Origin of the sequence: Chryseobacterium sp. MA9, assembly GCF_024399315.1 — a bacterium.
GTDB lineage: Bacteria > Bacteroidota > Bacteroidia > Flavobacteriales > Weeksellaceae > Chryseobacterium.
Genome location: NZ_CP075170.1, coordinates 878,362 through 890,878, shown reverse-complemented (window position 1 = coordinate 890,878; position 12,517 = coordinate 878,362). Strand labels below are relative to the sequence as shown.

The 12,517-nt window shown below is 36.3% G+C and carries 11 protein-coding genes; 7 read left to right on the top strand and 4 right to left on the bottom strand.

The features are described from left to right. Positions 1–14: 14 nt before the first annotated feature. The 4 genes from purC to KIK00_RS03960 form a co-directional block, all read right to left on the bottom strand. The gene (gene purC / locus KIK00_RS03975) at positions 15–737 is read right to left on the bottom strand and encodes a phosphoribosylaminoimidazolesuccinocarboxamide synthase (RefSeq protein ID WP_027372243.1); all 723 of its coding nucleotides are present in this window, start codon (positions 735–737) and stop codon (positions 15–17) included. A 36-nt stretch (positions 738–773) separates the two neighbouring features. Next, positions 774–1,469, bottom strand: coding sequence for a DUF3307 domain-containing protein (locus tag KIK00_RS03970; RefSeq protein WP_255815261.1), 696 nt, complete (start codon positions 1,467–1,469; stop codon positions 774–776). Positions 1,470–1,471: 2 nt separating this feature from the next. Further along, the gene (locus KIK00_RS03965; RefSeq protein ID WP_255815260.1) at positions 1,472–2,077 is read right to left on the bottom strand and encodes a SatD family protein; all 606 of its coding nucleotides are present in this window, start codon (positions 2,075–2,077) and stop codon (positions 1,472–1,474) included. A gap of 428 nt (positions 2,078–2,505) precedes the next feature. Further along, positions 2,506–4,419 carry an endonuclease gene (locus KIK00_RS03960; RefSeq protein ID WP_255815259.1) on the bottom strand — a complete coding sequence of 638 codons (1,914 nt, stop codon included), beginning with the start codon at positions 4,417–4,419 and terminating at the stop codon, positions 2,506–2,508. 190 nt (positions 4,420–4,609) lie between these two features. Between KIK00_RS03960 and KIK00_RS03955 the strand changes: the two genes are divergently transcribed. The 7 genes from KIK00_RS03955 to KIK00_RS03925 all read left to right on the top strand — a co-directional run bounded on the left by KIK00_RS03955 (position 4,610) and on the right by KIK00_RS03925 (position 12,517). Further along, complete coding sequence (locus KIK00_RS03955) at positions 4,610–5,749, top strand: acyl-CoA dehydrogenase family protein (protein WP_047422917.1); 1,140 nt, start codon at positions 4,610–4,612, stop codon at positions 5,747–5,749. Between the two features lie 24 nt (positions 5,750–5,773). Beyond that, on the top strand, positions 5,774–6,271 hold the full coding sequence (locus KIK00_RS03950; protein WP_255815258.1) for a DinB family protein: 498 nt from the start codon (positions 5,774–5,776) through the stop codon (positions 6,269–6,271). A gap of 325 nt (positions 6,272–6,596) precedes the next feature. After that, entirely contained in the window at positions 6,597–9,527 is a 2,931-nt protein-coding gene (locus KIK00_RS03945) for a reprolysin-like metallopeptidase (RefSeq protein ID WP_255815257.1), read from the top strand. Between the two features lie 474 nt (positions 9,528–10,001). Beyond that, entirely contained in the window at positions 10,002–10,715 is a 714-nt protein-coding gene (locus KIK00_RS03940; protein WP_255815256.1) for a glycohydrolase toxin TNT-related protein, read from the top strand. Between the two features lie 10 nt (positions 10,716–10,725). Next, complete coding sequence (locus KIK00_RS03935; protein ID WP_255815255.1) at positions 10,726–11,145, top strand: hypothetical protein; 420 nt, start codon at positions 10,726–10,728, stop codon at positions 11,143–11,145. Between the two features lie 338 nt (positions 11,146–11,483). Further along, positions 11,484–11,951: a nucleoside triphosphate pyrophosphohydrolase family protein gene (locus tag KIK00_RS03930; RefSeq protein WP_047374946.1), complete on the top strand. Its 468-nt coding sequence runs from the start codon at positions 11,484–11,486 to the stop codon at positions 11,949–11,951. Positions 11,952–11,953: 2 nt separating this feature from the next. Continuing rightward, complete coding sequence (locus KIK00_RS03925; RefSeq protein ID WP_255815254.1) at positions 11,954–12,517, top strand: thioredoxin family protein; 564 nt, start codon at positions 11,954–11,956, stop codon at positions 12,515–12,517.

Below are 12,517 nucleotides of genomic sequence, written 5' to 3'. Positions count from 1 at the left end.
AAATGAATTAAATCTTATTTCTGTAAAAGATTTTTAAGACGGTTATAGATTTCAACGTAAGCCTCAGTAACTTCTCCTAAGTCTCTTCTGAATCTGTCTTTATCTAATTTCTTCATGGTATCTTTATCCCAAAGTCTGCAGGTATCAGGAGAAATCTCGTCAGCAAGGATGATTTCACCATCTGAAGTTTTACCTAATTCTATTTTGAAATCTACCAGGATTATGTTGATTTTATCAAACAGGTCGATAAGGATTTCATTGATATCCGAAGTCAATTCATACATTTCGTCAAGCTCTTCATAAGTAGCAGCTCCTAAGAAAACAGCATGGTGATCATTGATAAGCGGATCTCCCAATTCGTCTTTTTTGTAGCAGATATCGAAGATTGTTACCGGAGATTTGATACCTTCTTCAACTCCTAATCTTTGTGCCATACTTCCTGCAGAGTAGTTTCTTACCACCATTTCCAAAGGAATGATAGATACTTTTCTTACCAACTGCTCTCTTTCGTCCAATTGTTTGATGAAATGAGTTTTGATTCCTTTTTCATTTAAGTATTCAAAAATAAGGGTTGTGATGGCGTTGTTCATTTCCCCTTTAAGATCAACCTGACCTTTCTTTTGAGCGTTAAATGCTGTAGCATCGTCTTTGAAACGTACTACTACTTCATCAGGATTATCGGTTGCAAATACCTGTTTTGCTTTCCCCTCGTACAACATTTCTTTCTTTTGACTCATAATTTTACTTTCTAAATTGTAGTTAGATTTATTGATTTATTTTATTATTATTCCTGTTAAGACAGCCAGTCCAAAACTCAGCAGTGTACCAATTAATACATATTCTGTAAGCTTTCTCTGTTTTGCCTGTGCAAGGTCGCTGAATCTGAAAACAGATTTGGCAGCCACCATGAAACCTACGCCTTCCCAATGATTCACCATGATAAAAGTGAAGACCAGCAGACGTTCTAAAATTCCGATATATTTTCCGGCACTTGATAAAGATTCGGTTTGAATAGTGTTGGGGCCATCCGGAGCAGGTGTCCATGATGACAATAAGATTTTGATAAAAATAGATGCCGGTGTCGTAAGAAACAATGCTGCCATGATTATCTTTAAAAACTCCTGATTCTGCAAAAAGCTGAAGCTGAATTCCTGGAAATAAAAAGAAACTCCTGCAATCACCAGACCATGCAGTAACTGATCAATGAAAAACCATCTTTTCTTAGTCTTTGCATTTTGAAATGTAAGCTTGGCGGCATCAATAATGAAGTGAGTGATTCCTATCAGAACAGCTACCCACCAAAGTTTCAGATCCCAAAGAAAAATAAGACTTAATATGGTATGAATCAGAATATGAAAGTATAAAAACTTACTTTTTAGTTTATAGTTTTCCTTATCTGCAACCCATGAATTTGGCTGAAGTATAAAATCTCCGAGTAGATGTGCCAATATGAGTCTGATAAAGATCATGCCTATAATTCTGAGATTTTCTTTCTGAAATACTGATTGGTTTCCACGATGAGCTCATAGTTGGCTCGCTTCAGTCTCTGGCTTACAGAAGACTGTGAAATAGCAAATCTTTTAGCAAGATCTTCCTGGGTAATATCCTGATTCATGATCATTTCATGAATAATCTCTGCCGTAGCCATAGTCCAGTTGTCAAAATCTTTGGATGACCATTTCAACAGGATATTAAGATCCCTGTCCACCGGGTCACTGGATGTTTTGATTGCAACGGTATGCCCATCATTTTTAAGGTCATTAAGCAGTCTTCCGGAATGTACATAGGCTGTACCATTGGATTCTGTGATTTTCTCAGAAGAGAAACTTTCTTCACCAATACCGATGGCTATCCTTACATCTAAATTTTCCTGACTTTTAATAAGAGATTTTATGGCTAGAAACCGCCAGAAAACGTCATCAATATTGCATTTGAACTGGAACTCATCTCCTCTGTAGATTTCCCATGTGCCAGGAGCGCTTCCCCATCTTTCGAGAAGATTTTTAAGTCTGGTAATCCAAACTTCAGTGTCCGCATGCTGTGAATTTATAATATCACCGGTAATGACCGCTATCATACTGCAAATATAAGCATAATTACTTATAAATAAAAAATATAAGCAGAAACACTTATAGATATTGATTATTAGTGAATCTGCTTATATCGATTATGCAGTAACCATAAGGTTTTTAAGTCTTTAACAAAAAATATAAAATTATGAAAATGCAAAAAACTGATAAAACTTTTCTTATTACGTTTACTTTAACTCTACATTTCTCACTTGATTTTTAAGTAAGAAGCTGTTCCTGCTATCTGCTCATACCCCTCGTTCTCCTTTTTTCCTTTCATGATATAGGGTAACCACTTCTATCAGGGCTAAACCTGTACTTATCAATAATTTTCATTCTTTTAATAAATAATACCTATAAAAAAACCTCACAGATTTTAAGAACCTGTGAGGTTTGGTTTGTCACAAAAATGATATTATATAAATCCTGAGACTTTTTATTTTTTAATAAACTGATGTGCTTTCTCATCAAGTTTTAAGAAATACAATCCTGTAGGAATCCCTTGCACCGAAATACTTTTCTTATTTCTGAACGGATCTTTTTCTTTGTAGATCACTTTTCCGGAAAGATCTATGATCTGAGCTGTTTTTATCTTTTCCGTTTCTCCGTTTACATAAAGATTATCATAAACTGGGTTTGGATATATTGTAAATTCATTATTGGCAGTAATCAGTTCTGCAGTAGACAGTGTACCACCCAGATTCTGACAGTAATTAGCCGGATAAGAATCCCATTCACTGATATTAAATGTATCTGCAGGCTTATTGATGGTACTTTTTCTATATAAAGATACATTCCCGTTATTATTGGTAGTATATTTTACGCCTACAGCATCTATAGTAACCGTTTTATTATAAGCAAGTTCCACATAGTTTTGTCCTGCAAACAGCATAGGATCAGAAGCCGTTACAAATCTTGCCTGACCATTGGTATAGCATGATAAAGCAGCTTTTGGATTCAAAATAACAAAAGTTTCATTATTTCCAACTTTACCTTCCAGTTCATAGGTGTCCCCATTGTAAATAGCTCCTGAAGAATTGTTTTTAAACTGAATATTAATTCTGTAATTATTTAAATTAACCTCATGTCCGGTTTTATTAACAATTTCCAGAGCGTTATTCTTAACGAAATCTGTATTGGTCCCTGATATATATTTTGTAATCATAAGATCCGGAGCAAATGAATCCGAAGCAATTGTTGAAGCTGTAACTGTATTACTGAATGGAGACTCCAGATATGCTTTATCAAAAGCTTTCACAGTAAAAGCATAAGTTGTTGACGGGCTCAGGTGGTCTATGCTTATAGAATTTCCCTTTGTAACAGCTACGGGTGTTGCCGAACCATTCATATAAACTCTGTATCCTAAAACATCGGTATCGGGAGAAGCCGTCCAGCTCAGATTGACAAAATAAGCATTCTGCTGAGTTGAAACCAATGATCCCGGAGCCGCCGGCGCAACATTATCAGGCGTTTCGGACCAGATCATATCAATCCATTCAGGATGATCAATAAATGGATTTCTGTTTTTCTGTATCGTGTAGATGGCATTATTTCTGTCAATTTCTCTTTGCGAAACAGGATCTGCGGCACTCCATTGCTTCAGCATGGCAACGTAAGGAAGATCAACGGCTCTTTCTTCGGTTCCGTCAAGCGGACACTGATCTGTAGCCGGTGTTATGTTGGCTGATGTAGTATAAGCTGTATTAAATGACCCGAGTTTCCCCTCATACCTTACTGCAAAATACAGCAAAGTCCTTGCGATATCACCCTTAAATTCATTAATAGGTTCGTAAACTCTTCCGGTATAAGGATAATTTGGAATTGCAGCATTGGATATCCTCGAAGTATTGGTGAAAATATAATGATTTGTATTGTTTCCTATTCCATAAGGATAATTATTCCTACGCTGGTTGATGTAAGCATCAGCAGGAATAATAAAGTTCAGATCCGAATACATAGGATAGTCACTAATAGACGAACTTGTACTGAATGTGCTTTGCGGCATCATATGTTCCCTGTTATAACCTAAACCTTCTCCCCCTGCACCCGCTATTAATTGATCTGCTTTGTATTCATAAGCATCCTGTCGCGAAGGTATTTCCGAATAGATATCCAAAAGGTACTGAGTATTGGAAGCATCATGATCATAATATTTGTCAAGATCAGTCTGATTATAGAGCACCTTCAGATCATCATAATGCCAGTTAATCATTTTATCCGAAATAATATCGTGAAGTTTCGATTTCAGAGCATACCCTGTCAATCCAGCTGTTCCATCATAATATCCGGCAGGTGCCTGCGCAGAAATAAAAGAGGAAATTAAAATGATAGGAAGTAAAAATTTTTTCATGCCTTAAAAATTGGGAACCAAAATAGTGAAATAAAAAACGTAAAAGACTGAATATTTTATTAAGAAAACATTAATTCTGAAAATATAAAAAATTGAAAATTAAACGCATTACCGCTTAAATATTATGAATGAAATTATTTATTTTAGCATTCCATCAATTTGGTTATCTTTGAGCACTAACTATTATTATATGAATACAGAGACTATTGACAACATCAAAATGATAGCGGAGACGGCTAGAGAATTTGCAGAAAAGAACATCAGACCGAATATTATGGAGTGGGATGAAAGCCAGACTTTTCCAAAAGACTTATTCCACCAGTTAGGTGAGATGGGTTTTATGGGAATTGTTGTTCCTGAACAATATGGAGGTTCCGGGTTAGGTTATCATGAGTATGTTACTATTCTGGATGAAATTTCTCAGGTTGACCCATCTATCGGTCTTTCTGTAGCAGCACACAACTCACTTTGTACCAACCATATCTATGAATTTGGAAATGAAGAACAAAGACACAAATGGCTTCCTCAGCTGGCTTCCGGAAAAGTAATCGGAGCTTGGGGGCTTACAGAGCACAATACAGGTTCAGATTCAGGAGGAATGTCTACTACTGCTGTAAAAGATGGTGACGAATGGGTTATCAACGGAGCTAAAAACTTTATCACTCACGCTATTTCAGGAGACATTGCTGTAGTAATGACAAGAACAGGAGAAATAGGTGCTAAAAATAACTCTACAGCTTTTGTTTTAGAAAAAGGAATGCCTGGGTTCACTTCCGGGAAAAAAGAAAATAAATTAGGAATGCGTGCTTCCGAAACAGCAGAATTAATTTTTGACAATGTTCGTGTACCGGATTCCCACCGTTTAGGAGAAGTAGGTGAAGGCTTCAAGCAAGCTATGAAAGTATTGGATGGAGGTAGAATTTCTATCGCTGCACTAAGCTTAGGTACTGCGAGAGGAGCTTACAAAGCTGCTTTGAAATATGCAAAAGAAAGACATCAGTTTGGTAAACCTATTGCAGATTTCCAGGCAATCAATTTTATGCTGGCAGATATGGCTACAGAAATTGATGCTGCTGAGCTTCTTATCCAAAGAGCTTCTACCTTGAAAAACGCAAAACAGAAAATGACAAAAGAAGGAGCTATGGCTAAACTGTATGCTTCTGAAGCTTGTGTAAGAATTTCTAATAATGCAGTTCAGATTTTCGGAGGATACGGTTATACAAAAGACTTCCCGGCTGAAAAGTTCTATAGAGACTCTAAGCTTTGTACTATTGGCGAAGGTACTTCTGAGATCCAGAGACTGGTAATTGGAAGAGATATTACAAAATAACTTTAATTTTTAAAACACATACAAATGATTAAGCAAGCCTTATTAGGTGAATTTTTGCATGAAGCAGAAAACACGAGAAAAATTTTAAAAGCTATTCCCGACACTGCCTTAAACTGGAAACCATCTGAAAAAAATTGGACAACAGGCCAATTGGCCTCTCACATTGCTGAAGTATACAATTGGTACGAATCCACTTTCAATCAGGATATTTTTGATATGGGTGCGTACAAGTATGACAAAGGAGATATTTCCAAAGCAGAAAATATACTAGCAAAATTTGAAGAAAATGTTGCTAAAGCACAGAAAGTTCTTGAAAACTCGGATGAAAACACTTATTTTAATGAGTGGAAAATGGAAATGAACGGAAATGTACTTTTCCCTCCTATGCCAAAAGTTCAGGTAGTAAGAGCTTTTCTTTATAATCATTTGTACCATCACAGAGGAGAACTGGTTGTCTATTTAAGATCAACCGGAAATAAAGTTCCCGGACTTTACGGTCCTACTGCTGATGATAAATTCTAATTAAGGATTATATAAATATAGCAAGCTGTTTCATTTTGAAACAGCTTTTTTTATAGACAGGATGTAGAACGTGGTAACAGGTGTTAAAATTCAATTTACTAATATTGTTCGCATATAATTAAATAATTAACAGATTATATTGTCTCATTTTAATAAATTAACTTCAGCACTTTCACTTTTCTTTTATTAATAAGCTTTTTCAATTATATTCAATGTATTGCATAATATTTTAAAGTAACATTCTAAATATCCCTTAAAAAATTTTGTTTTTGATAATATATTTTTCATTAGCTTTGATATTCCACAATCAAATTTAATATTTAATATGAAAAAACAATTAACGCTGATTGGAATGCTCCTTATTTCAGGTATTTCTTTCGCACAGACTGACCGTCTTTGGTCTGAAGGTTCAAGAAAAACTTCATCAGAGGTTTTTGAAAACAAAACCGGCATCAGCAATCCTAAGGTTTACAACCTGGACATCAACGGATTGAAAAATGCTTTGGCAAGAGCTCCCAAAAGACTGGCTGTAGGCGAAAAATCAGAACTCATCATCTCTTTTCCAAATTCTGAAGGCAGAATGGAAAATTTTAAAGTGAGGGAGAATTCCAATTTTGCCCCTGAACTGGCAGCAAAATATCCGGATATCAAATCCTACGTAGGACAAGGTCTGGATGATCCTAATTCAACAGTCTATTTCAGTGTTTCTCCACTTGGACTGTCATCAATGGAAATTTATGGTGATAAATCTGCCGTATTCATTGAACCTTACACCAAAGATCTTTCCACTTATGTAGTGTACAGAAAATCTGACAAAAAAGACGATCTTAACAAATTTGAATGTACGGTAGTAGATGCTGCACAGAAAGGAGTTGCCAACTCTGCTCTTGCTGCAAGACCTAACGCTGATGATGCTAAACTAAGAACATTCAGACTAGCGTTATCCTGTACTGGAGAATACACTACTTATTTCGGAGGTACAAAGGCCCAGGCTTTAGCTGCAATGAACACCACAATGACCCGTGTAAACGGTGTTTTTGAAAAAGACTTCGCAGCAAGAATGGTTCTGATCGCCAATAACGACGCTGTAATCTACACCAATGCTTCTACAGACCCTTATTCCGCAGCTTCCGGAATGAGCAGCTGGAATTCTCAGTTACAAAGCACATTAACTTCTGTAATTGGTGAAGCCAACTATGACATCGGACACTTATTTGGTGCTTCAGGAGGTGGTGGAAATGCAGGCTGTATCGGCTGTATCTGTACAAACGGATCAAAGGGAAGCGGATACACCTCTCCAGCAGATGCTATTCCTTCGGGAGATAATTTTGACATCGATTATGTGGCTCACGAAATGGGACATCAATTCGGTGGAAATCACACATTCTCTATGAACAATGAAGGAACAGGTGTCAATATGGAACCGGGATCAGGATCAACAATCATGGGGTATGCGGGAATTACCAGCCAGGATATTCAGCCCCATTCTGATGCGTTCTTCCACGCAATAAGCATTCAACAGATCACCAATAACATTAAAGCTAAAACCTGCTCTGTTAATACCAATACAGGAAATTCAATTCCTACAGCGAGTGCAGGCTTAGATTATACCATTCCAAAAGGAACTCCATTCGTACTGACAGGTACAGGAACGGATGCTGACGGAGATTCTTTAACCTATATCTGGGAACAAATGGACAATGCTTCTTCTTCTCAAACAGGAGCAAGTTCAGCTGCCAGTGCAACAAAAGCTTCAGGACCGAACTTCAGATCATGGGTCCCAACAACTTCTCCTGCAAGATATTTCCCAAGAATGGCTTCTGTATTAACAGGCGCAACCACTACAGCTGGGTCTGAAATCACAGTAGAAGCTCTTTCTTCAGTGGCAAGAACATTAAACTTCAGATTTACCGTTCGTGATAACAAAGCAGGAGGTTCAGGAAATAATTCTGACGATGCTGTAATCACTGTTAACGGAACTGCCGGACCATTTAATATAACTTCTCAGAACTCAGCCACAACCTATGCTGGAGGAAGCTCTCAAACAGTTACATGGAACGTGGCAGGAACTACAGCTAATGGCGTAAATGCCGCCAATGTAGATATCCTTTGGTCAACAGACAACGGAAATACATGGACTACCCTATTGGCAGGAACCCCGAATGATGGTTCACAGGCCGTGACTATTCCTAATTCTACTACCACTACAGGAAGAATTATGGTAAAAGGATCAAACCACATTTTCTTTGATGTAAACAATGCCAACATTTCTGTAAATGCAGGTTCCGGAACTCCTGACACCGTTGCCCCTACGGCACCTACTCTTGCTGCTTCAGGAACTACTGCTACAACAACTAATCTTTCATGGTCAGGTGCTACTGATAATGTAGGTGTTACCGGATATGATGTATATCAGGGTGCTTCATTAATAGGTTCTACAGCTTCTACTACGTATACCGTAACAGGACTTACTCCATCAACAACGTATTCTTTCTCTGTTAAAGCAAAAGATGCAGCAGGAAATGCTTCTGTTTCCAGCAATACAGTAAGTGTTACCACTCTTGCAGGAGGAACCGTTTCATATTGTTCTTCTTCAGCATCTAATACAGCTGATGAAAGAATCGGAAATGTAACATTCGGATCTATTAATAATACATCTACAGGAACAGCTGGTTATGAAAACTTCACTTCAGTTTCTACCAATGTAACAAGAGGAAGTGCTTATACAATCTCTATTACTCCGGTTTGGACGTCTACAAAATATAGCGAAGCATATGCTGTTTATATTGATTACAACGGTGATGGAGACTTTACAGACAGTGGAGAATTGGCATGGACAAAAGCTGGTTCTACAACAACTCCTGTTACCGGATCTATTACAATTCCATCTACAGCAACTGTTGGATCTACAAGAATGAGAGTAATGATGAAATACAGCTCAATCCCTACTTCATCATGTGAAGCTTTCACTTATGGCCAGGTTGAGGATTACACTCTTAATATCGTTTCCTCAGGAAAAGGAGATCTTCAGAATACAAAAGATTTGATTACAGATATTAAGCTTTATCCAAACCCAGTTAGAGATATTCTTTATGTATCCAATACAACTTCAGAAGAGTATAAAATCTTCGATATGGGTGGGAAACTAATTGACTCAGGAAAACTTCAGAGAGGTTCTGTGAACGTAAGCAATCTAATTAAAGGTGCTTATATGCTTCAAATTGGAGAATCAACTAAAAGATTTATTAAAAATTAATAACTTTTAAAATTAAACGATGTGAAAAAACTGCCCTTTACAGGGCAGTTTTATTTTTATAAAATGTAAGATATTACATCAAATACATTTATGATTGTAATTAATTTCATAAAAATATTTTATTTAAAATAAAATAACTAGTATTTGAGTTTTTTGGTTTAAATTTATCGCACAATAATATTCTTTTATTGTACCGTTTACCCAGTTTGTATTTAAGGGAGCTCCGAAGTCGTTTTTTTGAACGTGTGATACAGTTGCTTCTCTCGACCCTATTTTGGCTGAATTGATCTTTTAACAATTTGATGCCATAAAACTGTTATTAAAGCAAATTCTGATCATTATTTTTTATTGACCGGAAAAACATTAATACAATTCATATCAGTATATCCACTTAAGATTTTTGTAAAGAATGATGTTTCACAAAGGTAGCCCCTTCTAATACCTCTTATTTTAAAATAATTTTAAAATTTTTATATGAAACATTTATTTAAGTACATCTTTTTTTTAACTGTTGCTTCGTTCTCTATTGCCTGTAATTCAGACAGAGATGATGAGCCAGACACCAACCCAGATGTCACCACAGTATTCTACAAAACTGCTGACGAACTGGCAGCAACTTATGACTCCAACAATATGATAAGCCAGACCATCAGAAACCAAGCCTATGATCTTTACAAACGAGGTAAATGGAGTGAGCTGGAATCACTTTTTAAGGCTAATAATTTAAATGGCGGGTGGCCACCTGCAAACGGAGGCTACAATATTGTTGACGATGTTTCATTACAAGTTGGGCAGAAATTTGACAGATATAGTGGAGCTGTAGGCAGTTACAACGGAACAGGGGTTCCTACTTTGGGAGGAAGCTTTACAAGTCCTATCATCAACGGATATACATATACATTTACCCAAAGAGCATTAAACCAGACTGAAGACAAGTACGATTTCTATTATGAGATTGATGTCTTGAACAATTCAATGCAGTTTAAAACTCAGACAGCAGACATCATTCCTTGGTTTAGCCAGGCGGGTAAAGGAAAGCAAACCATGTGGAAAATTCCGATTGACATCAACACAGGCTATCAGAAAACATGGAATAAACTGGCAGAAGAAGGCTACATAAAAGTTACCATCAAGAAAAGTCCAAGCGGAAAATATCCTAACTTAGTAGGCACAGTTATTCAGCCATAAATCAACTCAGATGTATTCAATATCAAAAAAAATAAACATTACAAAAAAGGCTTCTGTTACAAAAAGCACATTCATAAATGATGAAGCTCTTCCAGCAGCCATTACCACTTTTACCTGCTGTAATTGCGGTCATGAAAATAAAGTTGAAATAAAGCCCTACGAATCAGGATTTCCAATCTTCCAGGTGTACGATGAAGATAAAGTTGTATCCAAAGATGAATTATTAAAACACGGAATCGTCAACGAAACCTCTCAAAGAATGCTTCATTTTGGAGAATTAACAGTCAATGATCTTCCTACTTTATATTTTGGTACAGATTGCTCTTCCTGTGATTCAAAATACATCTGTGTATTCAGCTATGGAGAAAAACAACCGGGATTGATGATATTGAGTATCTCAGGCATCTGGAAATATGAAGAATTAAAATAATTGAATAGAATTAAAACACTTCAAAACAGAACCACAATTTTTACAGTTGTGGTTTTTTGATTTTTATAGATTAAGTTTTGTCAGATCAGAAAATATAAATTTTGCCCACAGATGACACAGATTTTTCACAGGTGCTTATGTTTAAAACATGACTATACATTGAATTTTGTTTTGAAAATTAAAATTCTTATGCATAATTATCCGTGAAATCTGTACTATCTGTGGGTTTATAAACATCGGACATTATAATTCTCCCCGCCTCTTTATTCATACATTTCCTGCTGTACATTTCACATTTTACAAATCCTTTTCTATCTTTGTGGGAAATAAAAAAATTCATGGATAAAATTGATAGTCTGAACCAAGTAGCAGAATTCCATACTACTTTCAAAGCCCCTATTTTAGATACCCCTCAAATTCCTTCTCCGGAAAGATGCAATCTTAGAGTAGAACTTTTACAGGAAGAATTGAACGAACTGAAGCAGGCCATTGCAGATAATAATATCGTAGAAATTGCAGACGCATTATGTGATCTTCAGTATGTTTTGAGCGGTGCTGTACTGGAATTCGGACTTGGCAGCAAATTTGTAGAGCTATTCAACGAAGTTCAGCGTTCCAATATGTCGAAGGCGTGTGATAATGAAGAGCAGGCAAAGGAAACCGTTGAATTCTACAAAGAGAAGGAAGTAGAATCTTTTTATGAAAAGTCCGGAGAAAAATTTAACGTTTACAGACAGGCAGATCATAAAGTATTAAAAAACAAATACTACTCTCCTGCTGATTTAAAATCAATTATCGAGAAATAATTATGAAAAAATTTATTACCAATATTGTTGTCTTTTCAAGCTTATTTTTAGCTGCACAACAGCTAAACGCTCAAAAAGTAGTAGTAAACCGCGAGGTTGAAACTCAGAAAGATGGCAAAATGCTTTTAGGAAACCAACTGAAAGAGCAGTTTTTAAAAGCTCCTTATGCAGATTGGTATGTAAAGGAACATGATGAATATGCTCTTGACCAAAAAGCAGTCAGTGAATTAAAAAAAGCGAAAATCGGTACGTATGATATTATTGTTTTTATGGGAACATGGTGTGAAGACAGCCACAGAGATTTTCCGAGACTGATGAAAATATTGGAAGCCGTAAATTATCCGGAAAATAAATTAAACATTATTGCCGTAAACCGTAAGAAAGAATCTCCTACCGGCGATGAAAGTCTTTATAACCTTCAGAAAGTCCCTACCGTTATCCTGAAAAGATACGGAAAAGAGATTGGAAGAATTGTAGAAATGCCTACTACAGGCTACATTGAAAGAGATTTGGTTGAAATTCTTAAAAAGAACGATTCCTCTGTTATTAAAGAAATTTTTAAATAG